This window comes from Nocardia sp. NPDC005825, from assembly GCF_040630175.1.
Taxonomy (GTDB): Bacteria; Actinomycetota; Actinomycetes; order Mycobacteriales; family Mycobacteriaceae; genus Nocardia.
On sequence record NZ_JBEXXC010000011.1, the window covers coordinates 1 to 25,003 of the forward strand.

20 protein-coding genes are annotated in these 25,003 nt (G+C 70.3%); 14 read left to right on the forward strand and 6 right to left on the reverse strand.

The genetic code is table 11. The annotated features are described in order from the left end of the window. Positions 1 to 203 precede the first annotated feature (203 nt). The 8 genes from ABZ382_RS26715 (at position 204) to ABZ382_RS26750 (ending at position 8,633) form a co-directional block, all read left to right on the forward strand. Positions 204 to 1,385, forward strand: a complete 1,182-nt coding sequence (locus ABZ382_RS26715; RefSeq protein ID WP_357094637.1) for an AI-2E family transporter — start codon at positions 204 to 206, stop codon at positions 1,383 to 1,385. 69 nt (positions 1,386 to 1,454) lie between these two features. After that, positions 1,455 to 2,615 (forward strand): DUF5931 domain-containing protein, encoded by a 1,161-nt coding sequence (locus tag ABZ382_RS26720; protein WP_357094640.1) that lies wholly within the window; start codon positions 1,455 to 1,457, stop codon positions 2,613 to 2,615. Then, complete coding sequence (locus tag ABZ382_RS26725) at positions 2,612 to 3,274, forward strand: response regulator transcription factor (protein ID WP_357094118.1); 663 nt, start codon at positions 2,612 to 2,614, stop codon at positions 3,272 to 3,274. Before ABZ382_RS26720 ends, ABZ382_RS26725 begins: the two co-directional genes overlap by 4 nt. 106 nt (positions 3,275 to 3,380) lie before the next feature. Further along, complete coding sequence (locus tag ABZ382_RS26730; protein WP_357094643.1) at positions 3,381 to 4,025, forward strand: DUF1707 domain-containing protein; 645 nt, start codon at positions 3,381 to 3,383, stop codon at positions 4,023 to 4,025. Between the two features lie 42 nt (positions 4,026 to 4,067). After that, positions 4,068 to 4,880, forward strand: coding sequence for an alpha/beta fold hydrolase (locus ABZ382_RS26735; protein WP_357094120.1), 813 nt, complete (start codon positions 4,068 to 4,070; stop codon positions 4,878 to 4,880). 84 nt (positions 4,881 to 4,964) lie between these two features. Beyond that, complete coding sequence (locus tag ABZ382_RS26740; protein WP_357094122.1) at positions 4,965 to 5,681, forward strand: GntR family transcriptional regulator; 717 nt, start codon at positions 4,965 to 4,967, stop codon at positions 5,679 to 5,681. Positions 5,682 to 5,788: 107 nt separating this feature from the next. Further along, positions 5,789 to 6,472 carry a sterol desaturase family protein gene (locus ABZ382_RS26745; protein ID WP_357094125.1) on the forward strand — a complete coding sequence of 228 codons (684 nt, stop codon included), beginning with the start codon at positions 5,789 to 5,791 and terminating at the stop codon, positions 6,470 to 6,472. 67 nt (positions 6,473 to 6,539) lie between these two features. Then, entirely contained in the window at positions 6,540 to 8,633 is a 2,094-nt protein-coding gene (locus ABZ382_RS26750; protein ID WP_357094126.1) for a DUF2339 domain-containing protein, read from the forward strand. Between the two features lie 61 nt (positions 8,634 to 8,694). Here the strand turns inward: ABZ382_RS26750 and ABZ382_RS26755 are convergent, their stop codons facing one another. Genes ABZ382_RS26755 through trmB form a run of 3 tightly spaced genes read right to left on the reverse strand, consistent with a single transcriptional unit; the run spans position 8,695 to position 13,615 of the window. Further along, complete coding sequence (locus tag ABZ382_RS26755) at positions 8,695 to 11,994, reverse strand: MMPL family transporter (RefSeq protein WP_357094129.1); 3,300 nt, start codon at positions 11,992 to 11,994, stop codon at positions 8,695 to 8,697. Further along, the gene (locus ABZ382_RS26760; protein ID WP_357094131.1) at positions 11,994 to 12,764 is read right to left on the reverse strand and encodes an NYN domain-containing protein; all 771 of its coding nucleotides are present in this window, start codon (positions 12,762 to 12,764) and stop codon (positions 11,994 to 11,996) included. Before ABZ382_RS26760 ends, ABZ382_RS26755 begins: the two co-directional genes overlap by 1 nt. Further along, the gene (gene trmB, locus ABZ382_RS26765) at positions 12,761 to 13,615 is read right to left on the reverse strand and encodes a tRNA (guanosine(46)-N7)-methyltransferase TrmB (protein WP_357094645.1); all 855 of its coding nucleotides are present in this window, start codon (positions 13,613 to 13,615) and stop codon (positions 12,761 to 12,763) included. The genes ABZ382_RS26760 and trmB overlap by 4 nt, the downstream gene beginning before the upstream one ends. A 257-nt stretch (positions 13,616 to 13,872) precedes the next feature. Between trmB and ABZ382_RS26770 the strand changes: the two genes are divergently transcribed. The 3 genes from ABZ382_RS26770 (at position 13,873) to ABZ382_RS26780 (ending at position 18,402) form a co-directional block, all read left to right on the forward strand. Beyond that, complete coding sequence (locus ABZ382_RS26770) at positions 13,873 to 14,568, forward strand: GTPase domain-containing protein (protein ID WP_357094133.1); 696 nt, start codon at positions 13,873 to 13,875, stop codon at positions 14,566 to 14,568. A 291-nt stretch (positions 14,569 to 14,859) separates the two neighbouring features. Next, a complete protein-coding gene (locus ABZ382_RS26775) occupies positions 14,860 to 16,332 on the forward strand; it encodes a hypothetical protein (protein WP_357094135.1) in 1,473 nt (490 codons plus the stop codon). Positions 16,333 to 16,575: 243 nt separating this feature from the next. After that, positions 16,576 to 18,402 carry a phosphoenolpyruvate carboxykinase (GTP) gene (locus ABZ382_RS26780; protein WP_357094138.1) on the forward strand — a complete coding sequence of 609 codons (1,827 nt, stop codon included), beginning with the start codon at positions 16,576 to 16,578 and terminating at the stop codon, positions 18,400 to 18,402. Positions 18,403 to 18,532: 130 nt separating this feature from the next. Here the strand turns inward: ABZ382_RS26780 and ABZ382_RS26785 are convergent, their stop codons facing one another. Beyond that, complete coding sequence (locus ABZ382_RS26785) at positions 18,533 to 19,966, reverse strand: aldehyde dehydrogenase (RefSeq protein WP_357094140.1); 1,434 nt, start codon at positions 19,964 to 19,966, stop codon at positions 18,533 to 18,535. A 240-nt stretch (positions 19,967 to 20,206) separates the two neighbouring features. On the opposite strand from ABZ382_RS26785, the gene ABZ382_RS26790 reads away from it, so the two are divergent. Beyond that, a complete protein-coding gene (locus ABZ382_RS26790) occupies positions 20,207 to 20,410 on the forward strand; it encodes a hypothetical protein (protein WP_357094143.1) in 204 nt (67 codons plus the stop codon). Positions 20,411 to 20,613: 203 nt separating this feature from the next. Then, a complete protein-coding gene (locus tag ABZ382_RS26795) occupies positions 20,614 to 20,916 on the forward strand; it encodes a hypothetical protein (protein WP_357094145.1) in 303 nt (100 codons plus the stop codon). 16 nt (positions 20,917 to 20,932) lie between these two features. On the opposite strand, the gene ABZ382_RS26800 is transcribed toward ABZ382_RS26795, so the two are convergent. Next, on the reverse strand, positions 20,933 to 21,724 hold the full coding sequence (locus ABZ382_RS26800; RefSeq protein WP_357094147.1) for a class I SAM-dependent methyltransferase: 792 nt from the start codon (positions 21,722 to 21,724) through the stop codon (positions 20,933 to 20,935). Between the two features lie 139 nt (positions 21,725 to 21,863). On the opposite strand from ABZ382_RS26800, the gene ABZ382_RS26805 reads away from it, so the two are divergent. Further along, positions 21,864 to 23,033, forward strand: coding sequence for a glycosyltransferase family 4 protein (locus ABZ382_RS26805; protein WP_357094150.1), 1,170 nt, complete (start codon positions 21,864 to 21,866; stop codon positions 23,031 to 23,033). A gap of 72 nt (positions 23,034 to 23,105) precedes the next feature. Here ABZ382_RS26805 and ABZ382_RS26810 read toward each other — a convergent pair whose 3' ends face one another. After that, complete coding sequence (locus tag ABZ382_RS26810; RefSeq protein ID WP_357094152.1) at positions 23,106 to 24,995, reverse strand: hypothetical protein; 1,890 nt, start codon at positions 24,993 to 24,995, stop codon at positions 23,106 to 23,108. Positions 24,996 to 25,003 lie beyond the last annotated feature (8 nt).

Sequence of the window (25,003 nt, forward strand, 5' to 3'; positions counted from 1 at the left end):
TCGCGGCGCAGGAGGTCTCGTTCTTCCCTCCCTCCGCTCCTCCGCTTCGCTCCCCCGCTCCACTCGGTCCAGAACGAGACGCGCCGCGAACCACTCTGCGATCGCCTGAGAAAGGCAGGTCGGAACGGTGTTTTCCGGCACGCGCCTAGGGCGGGGAGCTGCTCGGGCACAGTAGGCTCGCCGGTGTGAGCGAGGAGCAGGCACTGTCCAGCAGATCCGACGAGCCCGGCGGAGTACGGCGGCGCGATGCGGAGGCTGTGCACCCGCTCGTCCGGCAGACCGCGGAATGGTGCTGGCGGCTGCTCATCATTCTGGCGGCGGTGGTCGCGGTCGCGTATCTGGCGCGGCGGCTGTCGACGGTGACGATTCCGATTTCCATCGCGCTGCTGGGCGCGGCTCTGATGGCGCCGCTGGTCAATTGGATGCAGCGGTTCGGGGTGCCGCGGGCCATCGGCGTGCTGGTCGCGCTGATCGGGTCGCTCGGGATCCTGGCCGGGATCATGACCTTCGTCGTGGAACAGTTCGTCTCCGGTGTGCCGCAGCTGTCCGACGAGTTCAAGACCTCCGTGCACCAGGTGCAGGACTGGCTGATCAACGGGCCGCTGCACCTGAGCAACGATCAGATTCGCAATGCGGGCGACACCATCGTCAAGACCGTCGAATCCAACAAGGACGCGCTCACCAACGGGGCGCTCACCACCGCCACCGTCATCGGCGAGTTCTTCACCGGCACGTTCCTGACGCTGTTCATCCTCATCTTCTTCCTCTACGGCGGCGACCAGATCTGGGAGTTCTGCACCCGCATCGTCCCGACCGCGCATCGCGCCCGGGTGCGGGAGGCCGGGCGGCTCGGCTTCGGCACCCTCACCGGCTTCGTCCGGGCCACCGTGCTGGTCGCGGCGGTGGACGCCATCGGCATCGGCGCGGGCCTGGCGATTCTCAATGTGCCGCTGGCGCTTCCGCTGGCCTCGCTGGTCTTCATCGGCGCGTTCATCCCGATCGTGGGTTCCTTCATCGCGGGCTCGGTGGCGGTGTTCATCGCGCTCATGACCAAGGGCCTGGTCACCGCGCTCATCGTGCTGGGCATCACGGTCGCGGTCATGCAACTGGAAGGCCATGTGCTGCAACCACTGCTGATGGGCCGCGCGGTGCGCATCCACCCGCTGGCCGTGGTGCTGGCCATCGCGGCGGGCGTGGTGCTGGCCGGGCTCGCGGGCGGTCTGCTGGCGGTGCCGTTCGTGGCCGTGGTCAATACCGCCATGCGCTCGCTGCTCGCCGATTCGCCCGAGGAGGCGTATCAGGAACTGCACACCGGCGATCCGGACCAACCCATGTACGCCGCCAAACCCGACGGTCCCGACGGCCGAGCGGTCATGGAGGACTGAGTGGGGCGCGGGACCGAACCGGCGCCGAGCGGGACCGGGCCCGATCCCGCCTGGGCCGCCACCGCGCCGCTGTGGCGGGCGGTGCAGGCCTTCCGGCTGATCACCCTGCTGTACGCGGTCGGCCAGCAGGTGGCCTCGGTGCCGCACTACACCAATCAGCGGCTCAGCTGGGCGCTGATCGCGGTCATGGCGGTGTGGTCGGGCATCTCCGCGATCCTGTTGTCGCAGTGGCGGATCCGCAACGAGCCGCGGGTGCGCACCGGGGTGGTGATCGGCGACCACGTGGTGGTGATCGCCCTCATCTTCGCCACCCGGCTGGTCGCGCCGTACGACTGGTACCACGGCCATCAGACCCTGCCCACCACGCTGTGGGCCGCCAATGCCGTGGTCTCCGCGGCGATCCTGTGGGGGCCGTTCGGCGGTATCTGCTCGGGGCTGGTGGTCTCCGCCGCCGTCATCACGGCCCGCGCCCAATGGGATGTCGACGTCTGGCGCGACGCCACGCTGCCGGTGCTGATCTCGGTGGGCCTGGCCCTGGGCCTGGCCTCCAACACCGCTCGCCGCGCCCACGCGCAACTCCAGCGGGCCATCCGGCTCACCGCCGCCGCTCAGGAACGCGAACGCCTGGCCCGTCAGGTGCACGACGGCGTCCTCCAGGTGCTCAGCTACATCAAGCGGCGCGGGAACGAGATCGGCGGGCCGACAGCGGAACTGGCGCAGCGGGCGGGGGAGCAGGAGGTCGCCCTGCGGGTGCTCATCTCCGAACAGGGCGAACCCGCCGACGTCAGCGGGGTGGACGAGGATCTGCGGCCGCTGCTCACCGCGCAGACCACGCCGTCCGTCTTCGTCTCCACGCCCGGCGATCCGGTGCTGCTCGGGCACTGGGCGGCCCGCGAGGTCGCCGCGGCCGTCGCCGCCGCCTTGGCGAATGTGGTTCAGCACGCCGGACCGGGCGCGAAAGCCTATGTGCTGCTGGAGGATATGGGTGACGAGATGATCGTGAGCGTGCGCGACGACGGGCCGGGCATTCCGCCCGGGCGGCTCGCCGAGGCCGAAGGGCAAGGGCGCATGGGTGTTTCGCGCTCCATCATCGGCCGGGTCGCCGCGCTCGGCGGCACCGCGCAGCTGCTGTTCGAAGCGGTGCCCGAGGACGGCGACGAAGGGGCGGGCGCGGAATGGGAGTTCCGGATTCCCGTCGAACGGCCACAATCAGAGCGGAGGCGGACATGAGCGAAGCGGCGGACCGGATCACCGTGATGGTGGTCGACGACCACCCGATCTGGCGCGACGGCGTCGCCCGCGACCTGGCCGAGGCCGGATTCGACGTGGTCGCCACCGCCGACGGCGTCCGCTCGGCCGGAGCCCGCGCCGCCGCCGTCCGCCCGGCCGTCGTGCTGATGGACATGCAGCTCCCCGACGGCAATGGCGCCGACGCCACCGCCGAGGTGCTGCGGGTCTCCCCGCGCACCCGGGTGCTGGTGCTGTCCGCGTCGGCCGAACGCGATGACGTGCTCGACGCCATCAAAGCCGGGGCCACCGGCTACCTGGTCAAGAGCGCCTCGGCCACCGAACTCCTCGACGCCGTGCACGCCACCGCCGCCGGGCAAGCGGTGTTCACCCCCGGCCTGGCCGGGCTGGTGCTCGGTGAATTCCGCCGCATCGCCAACACCCCTGCCGATCGCGGCGAACCCCACCGGCCCGCGCTCACCGACCGCGAGACCGAAGTGCTGCGGATGGTGGCGAAAGGCTTGTCCGCCAGGCAGATCGCCACCCGGCTGGGCCTGAGCCACCGCACCGTCGAGAACCACGTGCAGTCCACGCTGCGCAAACTCCAGCTCGGCAATCGCGTCGAACTGACCCGGTACGCCATCGAACAGGGCCTCGAGTAGGGGAGCGGTTCAGGGATTGCCCTGATGCGATGACCTGCCCGGGCTCGCTAGCCTCGAAGACATGGGAGGTCCTGAAGCGGTTTCCGCGCTCGAGACCGGCACCGTGATCGGCGACCGGGATCTACGGGTATCTGATGTAGAACGCGAACATGTCGGCCGGCTGCTGCAGCGAGCGGTCGGGCTGGGCATGCTGTCGCTGGGGGAATTCACCGAGCGCATGGACACCGCGCTCGCGGCCAAGACCCGCGGCGAACTCAACGCGGTGTTGATCGATCTGCCGGGGGTCCGGCTGGTCGGGCAGCCCGCCCCCGCCGCGCCGCCGTACGTGGCGCCGCAGCCCCGATTCGTGAGCGGGCCGCCGCGCCTGCCACAACCCATGCCCGGCAATGTGATTCGCGCGCGCATGTCGAGCGTGCACCGCAGGGGCGTCTGGCACGTGCCGCCCAGCCTCGTGCTGAACAGCATGATGGGCAGCGTGCACCTGGACTTCACCCAGGCCGTCATGTCCACCCAGGTGGTGGAGATCCACGTGAACGACACCTGCAGCTCGCTGGAACTCATCCTGCCCGCCGAGGCGACCGTGGACCTCAATGCCATCGACCTGATCGGGTCCAGCGCCAACACCAAGGTGCGCAGTGGGCCGCCGATGGGTCCGCTGCACATCATCGTGCACGGGAGCCTGCGGTTCAGCTCCGTCACCGCCAAGCACCCGTTCGGGACGAACTGGAAGCGCTTCCTCAACGGGGCGTGAACCGGTCGGCGGGAGCCGGAGCCGGACGGTAGGGTCACGCCCATGGTGGAAGGCGTCCCGGCCCCCGAGGCAGTGCATCGAACCGGCCGCGGCGAACCGCTGTTGCTGTTGCACGGCGTGCTGCTCACCTGGCAGTCCTGGGGCGGCGTGCTCGACGACCTGGCGGCGAGCCACACCGTGCTCGCCCCCACCCTGCCGGGACATTGGGGCGGACCCGAGGCCGCGCGTCCCGCCACCGTGACCGCGCTGGTCGACCACTGCGAACGGCTGCTCGACGAATCCGGTTGGGACACGGTCCATATCGCGGGCAACTCGCTGGGCGGCTGGATCGCCCTGGAACTCGCCGCCCGCGGCCGGGCCCGCTCCTGCACCGCCATCGCGCCCGCCGGACTGTGGCGCACCCCCGCCGCCGCGGACTCGCTGCTGCGCCGGTTCCGCGCCTTCGGACCGCTCATCGGGCTGGGCCCCGGCCAGCAGCCGACCATGCCGTCGCTGTTGCGCAGCCTGCTGCTGCCGCTGCTCGCCTACCGGCCCGCCGCCGTGCCGAATCCGCTCGCCAAGGCCATGACCGCGGCCATCACCGAATGCGCCATCGTCGACGACCTCGCGACCGACGCGGAGCTGCCCGTCGGGTTCAATCGGCTGGCCGAGCTCGATATCCCCACCACGATCCTGCTGCCCGAACACGACCGGGTGCTGCCCCCGCATGTCTACGCGCCGCTGGATCCGACCGAGTCCGTCGAGGTGCGAAACCTGCCGGACCTGGGCCATGTCCCGATGCTGGAAGCTCCGGACCTGATCACGGCCGAGATTCGAGCCACCATCGCGCGGGCCACCGCACCGCATCCCGCCTGACCCGGTCCCGTTCACCCACCCGGCCAGGGTGGCCGGTGGTCTGATCAGTTGATATCCGGTCACCGGCTCAATACCGTCGGTCAGGTGATCCTGCAACCGATTGCCCGGGCGTCCATCGCGGACGAGGTCTTCGCGCAACTCAGCGAGCAGATCGTCAGCGACGCCATCGCCGCCGGCGAGACGCTGCCGAGCGAGCGCAAGCTGGCCGAGGCGTTCGGGGTGTCGCGGCCGGTGGTGCGCGAGGCGCTGCGCCGGCTCGAACAGGCCGGACTCGTCCAGGTGCGGCACGGTGACGCGACGGTGGTCCGGGACTTCCGGCGCGCCGCCGGGCCGGAACTGCTGCCGCTGCTGGTCGCGCCCGGCGGACGGCTCGACGCCGCGGTGATCGGCAGCGTGCTCGAAGCGCGGCAAGCCATCGGCACCGAGATCGCGGGCCTGGCGGGCCGCAAGGGCGGCACCGAGCAATTGCGCGCCGACCTGGCCGCGGCGGCCGCGGCCGTCGCGGGCGGCGCCGACCCGGTGGCCCGGCAGCGGCTGGCGCTCGAGTTCTGGGAGATCGTGGTCGACCTGGCGGATTCGCTCGCCTACCGGCTGATCTTCAACAGCCTGCGCCGGGTGTACGAACCGGCCATCGAGGCGCTCGCGGCGGTGATGGACGCCGAGACCGGGCGCGCCGACCTGTACGGCCAACTGCGCGAAGCGATTCTGGCCGGGGACGAATCGGGGGCGCGGGCCCGGGCCGCGGAACTCTTGACGCTCGGCTCGAACGCCTTCGCCGCCGCGCTGGCGGAATTGTCCTAGACCAACTCCTCGGTGAGGGGAAACAGCAGCTGGCAGTACTGGTCTTACCACTTGACATCTTACCAATACGCCTTCTAGGTTCGGGCAAGAACCGAATGGAGGCGCACATGCCCACACCACCCAGGAAGCGGCTCCCGCGCGAGCTCGGCGCGGCCGCCCGCGAATTCACCCATCACCCGTCGCCCTGGATGATCGGCGGCATGGCGGTGGCGGCGACCGCCGGACGCCTCGCGGTCGGGGACTGGCAGTACACCGACGCCCTCATCCCCCTGGTCGCGGTGGCGATCTTCCCGTTCGTGGAGTGGGTGATCCACACCAGCGTGCTGCACTGGCGGCCGAAAACCGTTGCGGGACTGACCCTCGACTCCCGGCTGGCCCGCGACCACCGCCGCCACCACGCCGCGCCCCGCGACGTTCCGCTGATCTTCATCCCCTGGCAGACCCTGCTGTGGCTGGTCCCGGTCCTGATCGTCCTCGCCGCGTTCGCCTTCCCGCGCCCGGGGCTCGGACTGACGTTTCTGATGACCGTCGGCGTCATGGGCCTGGCCTACGAGTGGACGCACTACCTGATCCACACCGACTACAAGCCCAAGTCGCGCCTGTATCGGGCGACGTGGATCAACCACCGCCATCACCATTTCAAGAACGAGCACTACTGGTTCACCGTCACCACCTCGGGCACCGCCGACCGGGTGCTGGGCACCTATCCGGACCCCGCCGCGATTCCCACTTCGCCGACCTCCCGCAATCTGTTCGACCTCGAGCCGCAGGCCCCGCGCGCGGGCGGGTAATAGTCGCCCGGCCGCCCGGGTGTTTCTACTCATGTGGTGAAACCGCCAGGTCGGGAGCATTGTCGGCATGAATCCCGCCATCGATCCCCGCCTGATCGCGCGGCTGTCGACCGAGTTCACCTCGCTCGGCGAGCACCTGAACGTCCTCGGCCGCGACCTCGACACCCTGCACAGGCAGGTCCTCGCCGAAGCCATGCGTACCGCGGCACAGACCGAGGCCGGCACGGGCGTCGCCGGAGCGGAGCAGGGCGGACAGCCCGTTCAGGGAACCGTTCCGACGGGGCAGGAGGTACCGGCCTGGAATGCGCCGGGGCCCGGTCCGGCCGGAGCTGTGCCCATGTGGGGGCAGCCACCCGTGGGTGTGCCGGGATGGCCTGTACAGCAGGGGGTTCCGACTCCGCCCGCTCCCGGCTGGATCCCGCCCACGGGTCCGATGGGAATGCCTGCGGGGCAGCCTGTTCCGGGTCCGGTCGGCGCGGCTCGGCCGGGGTGGGCCGGTCCGGGCGCGCAGCCGCTGTCGCCGATGCCCGGGTTGCCGCAGCAGCGGCGCGTGGTGGCCGGGCGGCCGGTTCGGGAGCCGTGGTGGCAGCGGGAAGGGGTGATCAGCCGGGTGCTGGCCGTGGCCGGGGTGGCGGTCACGTTGATCGGTGTGGTCATGCTGCTGGTGCTGGCGGCGCAGGCCGGGTTCTTCGGACCGGTGCCGAGAGTTGTTGCTGGTGGCCTGTTCTCGGCCGCTCTGGTGGGGGTCGGGGCGCGGGTGTTCGCCAAGCCGGGTGGCCGGGTCGGGGGAATCGCGTTGGCGGCCACGGGTATCGCCGGGGGATATCTGGATGTGGTCGCCATGACCACGATGTACCGGTGGCTGGATCCCGTGGTCGGGTATGTGGTGGCGTTCGGGATCGCGGCCGGGGGCGTGGCGCTCGCCATGCGGTGGAACTCCCAGGGTCTGGCCGTGCTGGTCACCGCCGGGGCGGCGGTGCTCGCGCCGTTCGTCTCGACCGAGTTGATGCTGTTGGTCGGCTTCCTGATCGTGTTGCAGATCGCCGCGCTGCCGGTGCAGGTGGTGCGGGATTGGCCGTGGCTGCACGTGATTCGGACGATTCCGGCGGTGCTGGTGACCCTGCTCGCGGTGGTCGGCACGGCCTTCGATTCGGGCGCGGGGCCGGACCGGTATCAGGCGCTGGCCGCGGCGATCGTCATCGCGGTGACCGGGCTGGCCGGTGCGGTGCTCGCCGGGCGGCTGCGGGCGGGCGACGTGACCGCGAGCCTGAGCTTCGGTGCGGCGACCGTGCCGATGCTGGCCGCGCCCGTGCTGTTCTCCGGGCGCACCGGGCCGACGGTGGTGGCCGGCGCCGTCGCGGCGGTACTGCTGCTGGTAGCGGCGCTGCCGTGGGTGCCGAAACTCGGTGCCGCCGTCCGGATTCCGGGCCACCTGGCGGTGGTGTCCGCGCTGGCCGGCGCGGTCGCGCTGCTCGAGGCGTGTGTCGGCGTGACCGAGGTGCAGACGCTGCCGACGGCGCTGTTCGTGGTCGCCATGGGCTTCCTGGCGGTGGCCGGACAGCAGCGGTCGCGGTTCGCGGCGGCGCTCGGCGCGGCGTACGGCGGGCTGGGCGCGCTCGCCTTCCTGTTCCGCGCGGACCCGGCCACCCTGGCCGGGCAGTCGGAAGCCGAAGCGCACCTGGGTATTCCGACCGCGTTGTCGGCGGTGTTCCTGCTCGCGGTGCTGGCGGTCGCGGCCTGGACCGCGCGTCGCCTGGGCCTGCTCGATCGGGAGTCCGACGCCACCGTCCTGTCGGTGTTCGCCGGGATCGGCGGGCTGTACGCGGTGACCGCCCTGACCGTCTCGCTCGGCGTCGCCACCGGCAGCCGCGACGGGTTCCTGGCCGGACACGGCATCGCCACGGTGATCTGGATGGCGGCGGCCACCGCCGCCCTGCTGTTCGGCCTGCGCCGCCTCTCACGCAAGTCGCCGCAGGCGAAGGTGGCGCTGGTGGCGGGCCTGCTGCTCACCGGCGCGGCCCTGGCCAAGCTGTTCCTGTTCGACCTGGCCACCCTGGCCGGACTGCTGCGCGCGGCCGCGTTCCTGGTGGTGGGTGTCCTGCTGCTGATGGTCGGCACCCGCTACGCGCGGGCCTTCGCCGACCTGAACGCCCGCACCTAGGGCGGCGAAAAAGGGAGGCCCGGCCGAGAATTCGGCCGGGCCTCCCCTTTTTCATGTCGCGTCAGTCGTCGTTCTGGCGCCGCAGCAGTTCGTTGACGCTCACCTGCCGCCCCTCACCACCGCGGTGCTTGGCGTCGTCCTCGTCCGGCTTGCCGGGGCGACGACGGGAGGTGCGCAGATCCGACATCCACTGCTCGATGCTGCTGCGCCCGCCGCCGTCCTCGGCCAGCTCACCGGCCGCGTGATGCGCCGGATGGTGTTCCGGGGGAGCGGCTTCCGGCGCGGGCTGCTCGCCCTCCGGCTGCGGCTGGTACAGCTGGGCCCGGGTCGCCGGATGCGGCGCGATCTTCGGCGTGGGCGGCGGGAGCACCCGCTCGGACCCGACCGTGGAGGTGGGCGGTGTCGCCTCGGGCTGCGGGACCGGGGTGGCCGGCGGTGCGGGCTGCGAGATCGACGGCATCGAACTCGGCGGCGTGACCGGGGCGGGCGGGGGCGTGAAACTCACGTCCTGGCTGTACGCCTGGCTCTCGGCGGGCTGTTCGGGCTTGCGCTGCGGCAGGCCGGGGGCGGAACCGCGTGCGGGCGAGGCGAAGTCGCCGATCGGGGTCACCGGACCGCGGGGCGCGGCGGACTCGGCGGGCCCGGCCGGGGCGACCGGCGGGACGGAACCGAGTTCGGTGGTCGGCGCTTCCGCGGCGGCCGCGCTGATCACCCGGCGCGGGGCCAGCGGCGGAACCGACTCCACGGGCGCGCCGTAGGTCTCCGACGCGGTGCCGAAGGTCTCCACGGACGGACCGAAGGTCGCCTCGGTGCTGGGTTCGCTGATGCCCGCGGGCTTGGCGAAGGCCGGGGGCGCGGTGGTCGACGGCGTGACGCCGAAGCCGGGACGCACTGTGGCGGAAGGGAATCCGGTCGGGGGGCGGTGTGCTTCCGGAGCGGGCGCGACGCTCTCCGCCTGCTGCTCCGTGTTTTCCGGCGGTTGCGGCGCGTTGTCGGCGGGCGGCGTGGACTCGGCCGGCGTCACCGTGTCGATGCGCTGGGTCGGGGCCTCGCTGTCCACGTCGACGGTGCGGCGCGGGCGCGGCTTGCGCGGGCGCGCGGGCGTGGAACCGTCGGAGACGATCGGGATCTGCATGGTGACCGGGTCGGTGATCGGGGTGGTCTTGACCAGGTCCACCACCTCGCCGCCGCCGGGCCGCTCATCGTCGAGGATGGGCTCGCCCAGGCCGATCTTCTGCTGGATCTTCTTCATCCACTTGGGCGCCCACCAGCAGTCGTCGCCGAGCAGCTTCATGGTGGCCGGGACCAGCAGCATGCGCAGCACGGTCGCGTCGATGAACAGCGCCGCCACCATGCCGTAGGCGATGTACTGCATCATCACCAGGTCGGAGAACGCGAACGCGCCCGTGACGACCAGCAGGATGAGCGCGGCCGCGGTGATGATGCGGCCGGTCTGCGCGGTGCCCGCGCGCACCGCCTCGGTGGTGCTCGCGCCTTGCGTGCGCGACTCCACCATGCGGGAGAGCAGGAACACCTCGTAGTCGATGGACAGGCCGTAGACCACGGAGATGATCAGCACCAGCACCGGCGACATGATCGGCTGCGGCGTGAAGTTCAACAGACCCGCGCCGTGACCGTCGATGAAGATCCAGGTCAGGATGCCGAGCGTGGACCCCAGGCCGAGCGCGCTCATCAGCGCCGCCTTGATGGGCAGCACCAGCGAGCCGAAGGTGAGGAACATCAGGATGGTGGTCACCAGCACCACCAGCGCGATCATCAACGGCATGCGGTCCAGCAGCGCGCTGATCGAATCCTGTTCGATGGCGGGCTGACCGGTGATCATCATGTCGACGCCCTCGGGCACCTCCATGGCGCGCAGCGAGTCGATGGCGGCGGCCTTGTCCGCGCCCTTCTCCAGGCGGCCTTCCGAGACCCACACGTTGGAGCCGTTCGGCGGCTTCGACGGGATCTGGAACTTGCCGCTGGACAGCAGGCCCGGCGTGCTCGCGTTGGCCTCGCTGATCAGCGGTCCGACACTGCGCGAATCGTCGGTGATGATGACCAGTTGCAGCGGATCGGACTTGCGCATCGGGAACACTTCGTCGAAGTGCTGCTGCGCCAGACGCGTCGAGTTGTCGGGCGGCAGATAGGTTTCCGAGATACCGCCGAACTGCAGGTTCTTCACCGGGATGATGAGCAGCAGCAGGCCGATGGTGATCGGGATGGCCACCTTCAGCGGGTGCTTCATGACCCACGCGGTCATCCGGCCCCAGAAGCCGTTCTCGATCTCCTCGGTGGTCTTCTCCTTGCGGAAGCGCTTGAGGCCCAGGGCATCCACGCGCGGCCCCAGAATGGACAGCAGCGCGGGCAGGACGGTGAGCGCGGAGACCGCGGCCAGCGCGACGGTCGCGATGGTGCCGTACGCCACGGACTTCAGGAAGCCCTGCGGGAACAGCAGCATGCCGGCGCTGGCGGCGATGATCATGGTCGCGGAGAAGACGACCGTGCGGCCCGCGGTCTGCACCGAGCGCCGCACCGCCGATTTGGTGTCGTAGCCGTCGGCCACTTCCTCACGGAAGCGACTCACGATGAACAACCCGTAGTCGATGGCCAGGCCCAGGCCGATCATCGAAACCACCGGGGAGACGAACGAATTCACCTCGGTGAACTTCGTGATCCCCATGACGATGCCGTTCGCGCCGAGCACGGTGAGGCCACCGATGATCAGCGGCAGCGCGGCCGCGACGACACCGCCGAAGATGAAGAACAGCAACACCGCGACCACCGGAATCGCGATGATCTCCATGCGCTTCTGGTCCTGCGCCATGGTGTCGTTCAGGGTGCCCGCGATCGGCTGCATGCCGCCGACCTCGACCGTCACATCCGGAACGGTGAAGGCGTTCTTCACATTCCGGTAGTTGCGCATGATCTCGGTGTCGTTGTCGCCCTTGATGGCGACCGTCGCGAAGGCGTGCTTGCGATCCGGGCTCACCGCCTGCGCCAGCTGCTGACCGGTCTCGGTCTTCCACGGCGACGCGTTGACCTGCGTGATCTCCGGGTGCTGCTTGGGCAGGTCGTTCAGGGACTGGATGACCTTCTGGCTCCACGCCGGATCGTCGACGGTCTTGCCGTCGGGCGCGGTGTACAGCAGCACCACGTCGCTGTTGTGGTCGCGGTTGTAAACCTTGTCCTTGAGCTGCGCGGCCGCGGTCGACTCCGAGGTCGGGTCGTCCCATCCGCTGGAGCTGAGATGGTCCTCCAGCCCGAACCCGAACGCTCCCAACGAGAGCAGTGCGGCGACGACCACACCCAGGACGGTGTAGCGCAGCTTGTAGACCAGGTCGCCCCAGCGGGTGAACACTAAGCGACTCCTTGAGCGGGGCGGGAGGTGAGCAGGGCCGACAGCGGCCGGAACGGCTGCAGCCACGCACCCTCGTCGGGCAGCGAGTCGAGGCTGACCCTGGGCAGCGGTTCACGGAACACGCCCGGGATGTCCTCGAGGTCGATGAATTCGAGAATATCCGACGTGACGGCCCAACTCGCGTGCTCGCGGAAACCCAGTACCTGAACAGGCACGCCGGAAGCGGCGATCTCCTCGAGGGGCGCGCGGAACGCCTGCCCGTCGGCGGAGGCCACCATGATCCCGGCCAGTCCGGCGCCGCGGCGGCGTAGCTCGATGTGGCCGAGCATGTCGCTGTCCACATCGGAGTCTTCGTCGATCTTGGGTTTGGCGAAGACGGCGTAACCGACATTGCGCAGCGCCTCGACCCAGGGTCGCACCACATCGGCGGTGCCGGGGGCGATATTGGTGAAGACGGTGGCCTCGGGCTCCACCCGGGTGGTGCTGCCCACCGAGAGTTCGGCGGTGCGGGCCAGCAGCCAGCGGCCCAGCGCGTCGAAGCGCGGGCGGTAGGCGGCGGTGGGGCGGCCGCCGAGGATGGCGCCCAGGCCCATATCGAGATTCGGTGCATCCCAGACCAACAGCACGCGGCGTACGTCGGTGGCGGTGCCGCCAATGGCTACGGCTGCGTTGCCGTGGAGCCCGGTGGTGCCCTGTAGTCCGGTCGAGTCGCCGCCGTGCATTATTCCGGCAACTTCCGCGACCTCCGGGGTCATCTCACTGACGCTCATGATTCGATCTTCCCCCAGATGAACTCGGTGATGGCGCTACCCGCGCGGAGTCCTTTGTTTTCGAACTTGGTAATCGGACGTTCGAAACCAATCGGTGCCTTGTTTCGATACGCCTCGGGGTCCCCGCCGGTGGGCTCGTTCATGCCGATGAGCTGGGGTTCCGCATTGCCGTACAGGCCGATCCACTCCGCGTAGTCCGCGTGGTCGGTCGCGACGTGCAACACGCCGCCCGGAATCAGCCGACTTGCGATGAGTGCGAAGGTTTCCGGCTGCAACAGCCGCCGCTTGTGATGGCGGGCCTTGGGCCACGGGTCCGGAAAGAACACGCGCACGCCTGTCAGCGATTCGGGAGCAATCATATTTTCCAGGACATCCACGGCATCGCCGCGCAGCAGCCGGAGATTGTCGATCTCCTCGCGCTCCACCCGCTGCACCAGCTGCGCCAGACCCGGCTTGTAGACCTCGATGCCGATCAGGTTGAACTGCGGCTCGGCCTGCGCCATCGCCGCGGTGGCCGTGCCGGTGCCGCAGCCGATCTCGATGATCAGCGGGGCCGAACGGCCGAACCAGGCGTCGGCGTCCAGCTTTTCGTCGGACACGTCCTTGCCGATCACCGGCCACACCCGATCCCAGGCGTCCTGGCGGGCGGGTGACACCGCGCCGCGGCGGGCGCGGAAGCTGGTGACCCGGGGATAGAGCCGGTTGCCGCCGACGGGGCGCTCGCGGCCGGCGGTCTGCTCCGACTCGGCGGCGGGGTTCTCCGGGTGACCGGGGTCACCGGCGGGGTCGGCGGACCGCGGCCCGGGAGCTGGCTCGGCAGAGGGGTTCGCGGCGTCGTTCACGGCGTCCATTGTCCAGTATTCGATCCTTAGCGCAGCAATCGACCACGGGTTCCGACGGCCAAGATCAATCCGGCTGCCAGGCCGGACGCCGCACCGGACACGCCGCTGCGACCACGCGCGATGGTGACTCACCTTGGGGTAGTTGCCATTTCCACCACCTTTCGCGGGGTGCGGGTGAGCCCGCTTCCCCGACCGCGTGGTCTTGATTGTGAGTTCCGTGAGAGTTTTCCGCCCCCACCTCCGCATCCGCCCGTTACGCTGCCCGCGTGCCGCCCCGGCGAACGCCGCGCATCCAGGTCGCCGGCCGCGCTCGCGCCGGAAAAACCACGCTCTGCCGCGCCCTCTCCCTGCTCACCGCCGAGGAAACCCGTCCGATCGACCGTCCCGGCCGTCCGAACCCCACCCTCGACGCCGATCTTCTCCTCTATGTCCTCCCCGGCCACGCCGACGCGGCCGACCGCCGCCTCCTGGCCACCCTCGCGCCCGACCGCACCCTGGTCGTCCTCAACAAGGCCGATGCCATCGGCGTGCGCTGGTCCGACGCGGCCACCGCGGCCGAAGCGCTCGCCTCCGATCTCGATCTCCCCGTCTTCCCCGTGGTCGCCACGCTGGCCGCGCACACCCGCTCGGGCACCCTCACCGACGCCGACCTGAACACACTGCGCCGCCACCGCGACGATCCGGACCCGCCGCTCACCCTCTCCCATGACCTGTTCGCCGCCCCGGACCGCGCCCCCGATCCCGAAGCCCGCCACGCTCTACTCGACCGCTGGGACCTGCACGGCGTCTCGTGCGCCCTGACCGCCCTGCGCCGCGCTCCCGAACTCCCCGCGTGGCGCCTTCTGCAAATCCTGCACTGCGCCAGCGGAATCGATCCGCTCCACCGCGAACTGCACCGCCGCTACGAAGCCGCCACCAGCGGCCGGCGAACCTCTCGCGGCCAAGCCGACCACACCCCCTGAAACGAATCAGCGGTGTTGATGTCAGCACCGAGCTCCGACGATTCACCGCTGCCCGAGCCGAAGCCGGACGCCGCGCGCCCGGATAACGGCCTCGAATTGCCGCCGCCGGTACGTGTTTCGGCAATGCCGGAACGCCGGCCGATGGAGGAGCCCGGTCCCGGGGCGTTCGGCGGTGGGCTGGCGCTGCCGCCGTTGTCCAGGGTGACGGTCACGGAGTCGGAACAGCCCTCGGCAGGTCACCGCAGCGCTGGTGCCGCCTCGAGGGACGTGGTTCCCGGTATCGCTCCGCGCGTGGCCGATGCGGCGGTGCCGACCGCCGCCACGGCGGGCGAGCTGCCCGAAGCAGTGGAAACCATTGTCATGCGCTGGAATCCGCACGGTCTGGCGTTGCTGCGGGGGATGGCGGCGCCGAGGCAGGCCACGGCGGTCGCGCTCATCGGCGGTGACGAATCGCACGCGGCGGCGTTGCGGGTGGAACTGGCCCGGTTCCGGCCGCACATCGATCTCGTCGGCGGTGACCCGGCCCGTCCGCATCGGGTGGCGCTCGTGGTGCTCGATGCCGGTGCCCTGATCGGGGAGGAGCTGCTGGGCCGGGTGCGGGGGTTGTGCGCCGACGGGACGCGGATCGTGTTCGCGTTGGACGGGATTCACGCGCATCGGGAGTGGCGGGAGGTGCGGAAGCTGGATTCGGAGCTGCTGGCCGAGGCGGGTGGCGGCGGGGAGGAGATCGTGCCGGTGTCGGCGCGGATGGCGGCGGTGGGGCGTGCGGCGGGGGATGCGGCGCTGCTGGATCGGTCGGGGGTGGGGTTGTTGCACGCGCGGTTGGTGGCGGCGGCCGGGGCGGGCGCGGTCGGGGATCAGGTGGCGATCGTGCGGGAGCGGGTGCTGGAGGAGACACGGCGGCGGATTCGGGGGCAGTTGGGGAAGGTGCGGGACGGCGGGGACGTGGCGGGGTTGCGGGCGGAGCGGGCGCGATTGCTGGCGGTGGGGGACGGAGGTCGCGGGGCGGCGTTGAGCGTGGTGCGGAATCGGGCCCAGTTGGCTCGCGTGGAGCTGTTGCACGAGGTGGGGGCGCGGATTCGCGGGTTGCACGGGGAGTTGCGGGATGAGATCGACGGGTTGGCGCGGAATGCGCTCGCCGAATTTCCGGCGCGGGTCGGCGATTGTGTGGAAAAACTCACACAGGAGATGGATCGGTCGATTCGGTCCCGGATCGGCGAATTGTGCCGTCAGGTCGAGGAATCCGTCGCGGAGGAATGGCATATATCTTTTCCGGCCGCCGCGGACCGGGTGTCGCGGGCCGCGCCGGCGCCGGGCCCGCGGCTGCGGGGCGTGGAGGACCACCTGATGCTGGTGCTGGGGGCCTCGGCGGGGTTCGGGCTGGGGCGGCTGCTGGTGACGCCGCTGGCCCTGTTGCAGGCCTTCGACTACGCGATCATGCCGATCAGTCTGGTCCTGGGTGCCGCCGGCGCGGGCTGGGTGGTGCGTGCCCGCCGACGCCTCGCCGAGGGCGCTCACCTGCGGCAATGGGTCGCCGACGCACTGGTCGACGCCCGCGCCGGACTGGAACAGCGGGTCGCCACCGCCCTGGTGGACGCCGAGGAGCGGCTCACCGACGAAGTGCTCGGCAGTGCCGCCGCCCGCATGGTGGAAACCGATTTGCGGGTCGGTGAATTGGAGGCGCAATTGCGGCACGCGGCGCAGCGGCGACCCGCGCTCGTGCAGGCATGCGAACGTGACCTGGCCGCACTCGAATTCGGATAGTGGCTGGTCGGAGGTTTCGACCCGGTACCGACTGGACAACCCGATTCCGTACAGCGCGATATATGGCGTTAACCTCTATGGCAGGAACCAGGGCATCCGCCGAGTTCCTGTACGTGCGTCCAGCCGGTATGGGCGCGCGTGCGGGACCGACGGGAGCCTTGCCGCAATTGGTGGCACTCGGTGTCGCGAGCCGCGCTCCTCGGCTCGATGCTCATCGGGGCCGCCCATCTCAGGAGAGTTTTCATGACCTCAGCGACCATTCCTGGTCTTCACGATGGCACCGCGCCCACCGAGCACAAGGAACTGCTTGCCTGGGTACAGGAGGTCGCAGAACTCACCCAGCCCGACCGCGTGGTCTGGTCGGATGGGTCCGAAGAGGAAGCGGCCCGTCTCTCCGAGCAGCTGGTCGCCGCGGGCACCTTCAAGAAGCTGAACGAGTCGAAGAAGCCCAACTCGTACCTGGCGCTCTCCGACCCGTCCGATGTGGCCCGCGTCGAATCGCGCACCTACATCTGCTCCAAGAACGAGGCCGACGCCGGCCCGACCAACAACTGGGTCGACCCGGCCGAGATGCGCGCCACCATGACCGAGCTGTACCGCGGCTCCATGAAGGGCCGCACCATGTACGTGGTGCCCTTCTGCATGGGCCCGCTCGGCGCCGACGACCCCAAGCTGGGCGTCGAGATCACCGACTCCGAGTACGTCGTGGTCTCCATGCGCGTGATGACCCGCGCGGGCCAGGCCGCCCTCGAGAAGCTGGGCACCGACCGCCCCTTCGTGAAGGCCCTGCACTCCGTCGGCGCCCCGCTCGCCGAGGGCCAGGCCGACGTGCCGTGGCCGTGCAACGACACCAAGTACATCACCCACTTCCCCGAGGACCGCGAGATCTGGTCCTACGGTTCGGGTTACGGCGGCAACGCGCTGCTGGGCAAGAAGTGCTACTCGCTGCGCATCGCCTCGGCCATGGCGCACGACGAGGGCTGGCTGGCCGAGCACATGCTGATCCTCAAGCTGATCTCGCCCGAGAACAAGGCCTACTACATCGCCGCGGCGTTCCCGTCGGCCTGTGGCAAGACCAACCTCGCCATGATCCAGCCGACCATCCCGGGCTGGCGCGCCGAGACCCTCGGTGACGACATCGCGTGGATGCGCTTCGGCGCGGACGGCCGACTATATGCCGTCAACCCGGAGTTCGGCTTCTTCGGTGTCGCCCCCGGCACCAACCGCAGCTCGAACCCGAACGCCATGGCCACCATGGAGGCCGGCAACACCGTCTACACCAACGTCGCCCTCACCGACGACAACGACGTGTGGTGGGAGGGCCTCGAGGGCACTCCGGACCACCTCGTCGACTGGAAGGGCAACGACTGGTACGAGCGCGAGTCGGAAACCCTCGCCGCGCACCCGAACTCGCGCTACTGCACCCCGATGTCGCAGTGCCCGACCCTGGCCCCCGAGTGGGACGACCCGCAGGGCGTGCCGATCTCGGCCATCCTGTTCGGCGGTCGCCGCAAGACCACCATCCCGCTGGTGACCGAGTCCTTCGACTGGCAGCACGGCGTGTTCATGGGCTCGACCGTGGGCTCCGAGCAGACCGCCGCCGCCGAGGGCAAGGTCGGCACCGTCCGTCGCGACCCGATGGCCATGCTGCCGTTCATGGGCTACCACGTGGGTGACTACCTGAACCACTGGATCACCCTCGGCAAGAACGCCGACGCCCAGGCGCTGCCGAAGATCTTCTACGTCAACTGGTTCCGTCGTGGCGACGACGGCCGCTTCCTGTGGCCCGGATTCGGCGAGAACTCCCGCGTGCTGGAGTGGATCGTCGGCCGCATCGAGGGCCGCTCCGAGGCCACCGCCACCCCGATCGGCAATGTGCCGGTCGCGGCGAACCTCGACCTCGAGGGCCTGGACGTGACCGCCGCCGACGTCGACGAGGCCCTCGCGGTCAACGTCGAGGAGTGGCGCAACGAGCTGCCCTCGATCGAGGAGTGGTTCCAGTTCATCGGCGACAAGCTGCCTTCCGGCCTGCGCGACGAGTTCGAGGCGCTCAAGCAGCGTTTGGCCTGACGACCGGTTGTGGGGGCTGCCGCCCCCACAACCCAGTCAGGGATACGCGGGGCTCGGCCCCCGCGCCCCCGATAGACGAAAACGGCTCGCCCGCACGGATTGTGCGGGCGAGCCGTTTCGTTTCAGGGGATCAGGAACCCATGGGCATGAGCAGGGACTTGGTCTCGCAGTAGGCGTCCAGGCCCTCGGGGCCGTTCTCGCGGCCGATGCCGGAGGTCTTGTAGCCGCCGAAGGGCGCGCACGCGTCGAAGGCGTACCAGTTGATGGCGTAGGTGCCGGTGCGGACCTTCGCGGCGACGGTCGCGCCGTGCTCGATGTCGGTGGTCCACACCGAACCGGCGAGGCCGTAGTCGCTGTCGTTGGCGATGGCGATGGCCTCCTCTTCGGTGTCGTAGGGCAGGACCGACAGGACCGGGCCGAAGATCTCCTCGCGGGCGATCGTCATGGCGTTGTCCACGTCCGCGAACACGGTGGGCTGGACGTACCAGCCGGGCAGGCCGTCCGGGCGGCCGCCGCCGCGGATCAGGCGCGCGCCCTCGTCCTTGCCCTTGGCGATGTAGCCCTCGACGCGTTCGCGCTGCGCCTTCGAGATGAGCGGGCCGAGCTGAGCGGCCGGGTCGTCGGGCAAGCCGACCGGGAAGAGGTCGACGGCCGCGGTGAGGGCCTCGAGGATCTCGTCGTAGCGGCCGCGCGGGGCGAGGATGCGGGTCTGGGCCACGCAGGCCTGACCGCTGTTCATCAGGCCGGAGAAGGCCAGCTGCGGCATGGTGGCGATGTCCATGTCGGGCAACAGGATCGCGGCCGACTTGCCGCCCAGCTCCAGCGAACAGCGCTTGAGCTGGCTGCCCGCGATGCTCGCGATCTTGCGGCCGACCGCGGAGCTGCCGGTGAAGGTGACCTTGTCGACACCCGGGTGGGAGACCAGGTATTCGGAGGCGTCGGCCTCGGCGGGCAGCACCGAGAGCACGCCCTCGGGCAGGCCGGCCTCGACGAAGATGTCGGCCAGCAGGTTGGCGGCCAGCGGGGTCAGCGGCGCCGGCTTGAGGACCACGCTGCATCCGGCCAGCAGGGCGGGCGCGAGTTTGTTGATGGCCAGGAAGATGGGGACGTTCCAGGCGATGACCGCGGCGACCACGCCGACCGGTTCCCGCGAGACGCGGGAGGTGCCGAACAGGCCGGTGCGGGTCTCGGTCCAGGGGAAGGACTTGCCGAGCCCGGCGTAGTAGTCGAGGGTGGCGCGGCCGGAGACGTAGTTGAGGGTGCTGGCGGCCATCGGCGGCGCGCCGGTCTCGAGGGAGAGCGCGTTGGCGAGGTCTCCGGCCTTCTGGTCCAGCAGCGCGACGACGCGGGACAGCAGGGCGGCGCGTTCCTCGGGCGGGGTGGACGGCCAGGGTCCGCTGTCGAAGGCCCGGCGGGCGGCGGCGACCGCCGCGTCGACGTCGGCGCGGGTGACGACGGGCACGCTGCCGACGGTTTCCAGGGTGGCGGGCGAGACGATGGTGAGGGTGTCGGGGCCGGCCGGCGCGGTCCAGCGGCCACCGATGAACAGACTCTGGTACTCCATGAGAACACGTTACAGTTTTGTGCCCCGGGTTGTCCGCGCCCCGGTGGGCGATTGTCCCGCTGGCCGGGATTTTCTTTGAAATTGGACCCCTCGGTTTCTAAGCACCCTTGTTACCGCCGGGGCAATACGCGGTTTGAAATCGGGGTTGCCCGGCGGTGGCCTATGCTCGGACCAGAACACCTTTCTCCACCACTTCGGTCGGTTGCTATTCCATAGCTCTTCGAAAGGTAGATCCCCCGTATGGCTGATACGCGGCTCGATGACTTCCTGGTGGATGAGTTGTCCGATACCGACTCGCCGGTGATCAGCACCCCCATGCAGCGGGCGGCGGGTCAATTGGAGCGGGTGCTGCCGCCCGGGTGGCGGGTGGAGGTCGTGGAGGCGACCTATCCGACTGTCCGGAAAGGGCAACCGGCACTGCGGCTTCTGATGCCGGCGGACTGAGCTACGCCGGACATGTAGGGACGCAAGCACTTCCGCATACTCGTGGCAAATCATCAGCACCCTCGGCAATCGAATCCCGACCTGTCGGTTCTGTTTTCACCGAACGCACTATTGCATTCGGCAGCCGTAGCGAGCATGCTTTATAGCTACCGTGGATAGCTCGCACGTAACATGAACAGTTACCGCACAGGGGAGTCCGAGTCATGGCGGTGCAAGTGGTCGGCAGAGCGCTGATGACCAGCGATCTCACGCCGCATCAGGCGAAAAGCGTCGGCGCGGGCGGATGGGTGGTGTCCTTCCTACCCGGCCGGACCCTCACCACAGCGCAAGCCACCGCCGCATTACTCGCGGCTGAAGCGGTTGCCGCCGTGAACGCCCTCGCCGGTCAGGTCGGCCTGACCGCGATGGAAACCGTGGGATTGGCTACCCAGGAGTCACCGTGGGGCGAACCCGAACCCTGCACCGGCTTCCGCCGGCTGTGGCGGCGCGGCGTCGCCCTCCGCTGAATCGCGCCCGGGTGGGCTAGCGCGGCCGCTTGGCGGCCACCACCACCAGGTTGCTGACCAGCAGCTCCCGCAGCACGGGAACCCGAACGACCCACCATGCCCAGCGCGGGTGGTAGCGCGGGAACACCGCCAGGATCTCGATGTCGTCCGGTGCCGCCGCGGCCCAGCGCACGCCCTCGGCCGCGCTGACCGCGAACAGCGAACGCCCGAAACGGTTCTTCGGCTCCCGCCCGTGCTTGCGGCGATACCGCCGGGCCGCGTACTCCCCGCCCAGGTAATGCCACGGCCCGGTCTCGTGTCCGCCGAACGGGCCGTGCCACACCGTGTACGAAAACACCATGAGGCCACCGGGTTTCGTCACCCGCAGCATCTCGGCCGCCATCACCCACGGCCGCGGCACGTGCTCGGCCACATTCGAGGAGACGCACACCTCCACCGCGTCGTCGCGGAACGGCAGGGCCATTCCCGACCCGCGCACCGCGCCCGCGACCCGCAATCCGGCGGCGTGCATTTCCGAGGGGTCCGGCTCGACCGGGAGATAGCGCGCGCCCGCGCGACCGAACTCGTCCGCGAAATAGCCGGGCCCGCCGCCCACGTCCAGCACCACGGTGCCGCGCAGCGACTGCCCGGTCAGATCCCGGTAGAAGTCCGACACCAGCTCGGCCGTATCGGTGGCCACACCGCCGTAGAACACGGCGGGATCGGTCTGCTCGAACCGGAAGCTGCCCAGCAGCCGCAGCGAGCGTCGCAGCGTTGCCCGGCGGGCGAATCGCGGACGGCGCACAGTGGTCTGCTCAGCTCGAAGCACGGCGGCAAGTCTCTCACGCGGAGAATCGCGGGCAATCGCAGGTCGGATCGGCACTGCTGGCCCGAGACCGGTCGGCTCGCTATATGGTGGAGCCCATTGTCTGTCCGTCCCCCGACCGTGCCCCCCTGGAGAATCGCCCGTGCGTGAAGTGCTGCTGCTGTGCTGGCGCGACACCGGGCATCCGCAGGGCGGCGGGAGTGAGCGGTACCTGGAGCAGGTCGGCGCGCAGCTGGCCGCGCGCGGCGTGAAGGTGACGCTTCGGACCGCCGGATATCCGGGGGCGGCGCGGCGGGAATCGGTCAATGGGATCGAGATCAGTCGTGGCGGGGGGCGGTTCACCGTGTACCCGCGGGCGCTGGCCGCCATCGCGCTCGGGCGGGCCGGACTCGGACCGTTGAAAGGGCTGCGGCCCGACGCGGTCATCGACACCCAGAACGGGATCCCCTTCTTCGCTCGCACCGTGACGGCCGCGCCGACCGTGGTGCTGGTGCATCACGGGCATCGGGAGCAGTGGCCGGTGGCCGGGAAGCTCGTCGGCCGGATCGGGTGGTGGATCGAATCGCGGCTCTCGCCGCGTGTGCACCGGGGCGACCAGTACCTCACGGTGTCGCTGCCGTCCGCGGAAGAGCTCACCGCGCTCGGCGTGGACGCGCCGCGGATCGCGGTGGTGCGCAATGGCGCGGAGCCCATCCCCGAATGCGTGCCCGCCGGTGACGAATCCGCCCGCACTCCGCATCCGAGCATCGTGGTGCTCTCGCGGCTGGTGCCGCACAAGCAGATCGAGGACGCCATGGCCGCGGTCGCCGGACTGCGCGACAGCATCCCCGGCCTGCACCTGGACGTGGTCGGCGGCGGTTGGTGGGACGAGAATCTGCGCGCGCACGCCCGCGAGCTCGGCATCGCCGACGCGGTCACCTTCCACGGGCACGTCGACGAGGACGAGAAGCATCGCCTGCTGGCCCGCGCCTGGGTGCACGTGCTGCCCTCCCGCAAGGAGGGCTGGGGGCTGGCCGTCATCGAAGCCGCCCAGCACGGGGTGCCGACCGTCGGGTACCGGAGTTCGCGTGGCCTCACCGATTCGGTCGTGGACGGCGTCACCGGGCTACTGGTCGACGACTCCGCCCAGCTCACCGCGGCCGTCGGGGAGCTGCTCCGCGATAGCGAGGCCCGCACCGTGCTGGGGGAGAAGGCGCGGGCGCGGGCGCGTGAATTCTCCTGGGAGCAAACCGGAAACGGCGTCTACGAGGTGCTCTCGGCCGTGACCCGCGGCGAGCGGGTGAGCGGGCTGATCGCGCCCGCGCGCGTCTGATTCGCCGAAGTCCCGGCGCGACGCCGGGATGATTCCTAGCATCGAGGCATGTGGATCATCGTCGTCATCGCGCTAATCAGCGTTGTCGTGATCGGTGCGGGATTCGCGCTCGGCTTCCCGAAGGACTGACCCGCGCCGTACCGAAAGGACTGCGGCGGTGAGGAATCCGCTGGCCAGCAGCGCGGCCCACAGCAGGTGCGCGGCCCCGGCGATCCGGCGGCTGCTCGCGGAAGCCACGTGGGTGGCGATCTCGCCGGGCACCTTGTACAGCTGCACATCTCGATCCGCGTAGACCGGAGTCAGCTGAGCGAGAACGGTTTTCGAGTCACCGACCGGACCGGGCGTACCACCCTCGACCAGCACCCATCCGACGCCGAGGCCCGCCAGCTCGCGTACGGACCCACCGTGCAGCAGCAGACTCTCCACCGTGCGGGCCCGCGCGCCCTCACCGGCCACACTGCCGCCGCGCACCGGAAGTTCCCCGGTCTGCAACACATCTCGCGGCAACATACGCGGCGCGGGATCCAGCACAGGTGTGCTCCCGGAGTACCGGAACTTGCGGAACATCCCGCCCGGCAACACCGCGACATCACCGGGCGCGCCCACTTCGGCCGCCACCTTTCGCCACCCGTCCGGATAGTGCACCGGCCGCAACGCGCCGCCGACGCCCCACGCCATATCCGGCAGTGCCAGGAACAGGATCGCGAGGAAAAGCACTGCGGCCCCACCGGTTCGGGCCCGCCCGTACGGGTCGCTCGCCTCGTCCGCGACCATGCGGGCGATCCAGCGCCCCACCACCAGGCACCCCGCCGCCGCGCACAACGCGTACGCCGGAACCGCCAGCGCCACGTACTTCTGGGTATCCCGCAGCAGCCCGGTCCCCGGCACCTCACGCACCAGGAACTCGCCCGCCGACAGCCCCCACCCGGTCGCCCCGAGCGCGGGCAACACGATCGCCGCGAGCCCCGACCACACCAGTCGGCGACGAACGACGAGTCCGTGGTCGGTCCCGGTATTCGGCACAGCCGCAGCCTCTTCCGGGGTTCGACTCACCACCGCGCGCACGCCGGTCGCCACCAGGGCGAGCAGCAGCAGAGTCCCGACCAGGGCGAAAAAGGTCGTGCGTGAGCCTGGAACAGCCGTGCCGTTCCAGATGCCGCCCAATCCGGCGAGGCTGCCCAGGGTGCCGAGCCAGGGTTCCGCGCGGGCCGCGAAGGCCGCGACGCCCGCCGGATCGGAGGGCTCCGCGGCGGCGCCGGAGAGCGCGGTCGCGGTGAGCCACGGGGCGGCGGAGATGATCCAGAGCGCCACCGCACCGGCCAGATTCCGGCGACCCACCAGCAAGAGCGTCAACGCACCGGCGAGCAGGGATCCGGTGGGCGTTAGCCCCGCCGCGGCCAGGCAGCCCGCCAACCCGGCCCACACACCCACGGAGCTCAGGCGTCGCGGGTGGGGTGACGTGATGCCCGCGATGGGTTGCGCCGGGTCCGAGCCCGCGCGTAACCGCCAGGCGAGCAGGGCGATCCAGGGCAATGCGGCGTAACCGGTGAGCAGGCTCCAATGCCCTTGGAGCAGCCGCTCGGCCACGTACGGATTCCAGATGGCGACGGTCGTCGCGACCAGTTGCGGGCCCAGCGAGACCCGCAACAGGTCGCGGGCCAGGACGGCCGCGCCCCAGCCGGACAACCAGAGGGCCGACAGGAGAATCGCTTTGACGATCAGTCCACCGTCGACGACCGCGGACAGGGTGGCGATCAGCGCGTCCTGCGGTACCGCGCGGGGTGCGGCGTCGCCGAGTCCGAGCGCGGAGTCGGTGAGATACGAGCGAGGGGTGCTGACGGCGTCGCGCAGGAGCAGGTAGCCGGGGCCGAGCAGCGGGCCCAGGACGATCACGGACAGCAGCAGGCTGTACCCGGCCGGGATCAGCCCGCGCCACCGCCGTTCTCCGCCCACCGCGTTCACACCGGCAC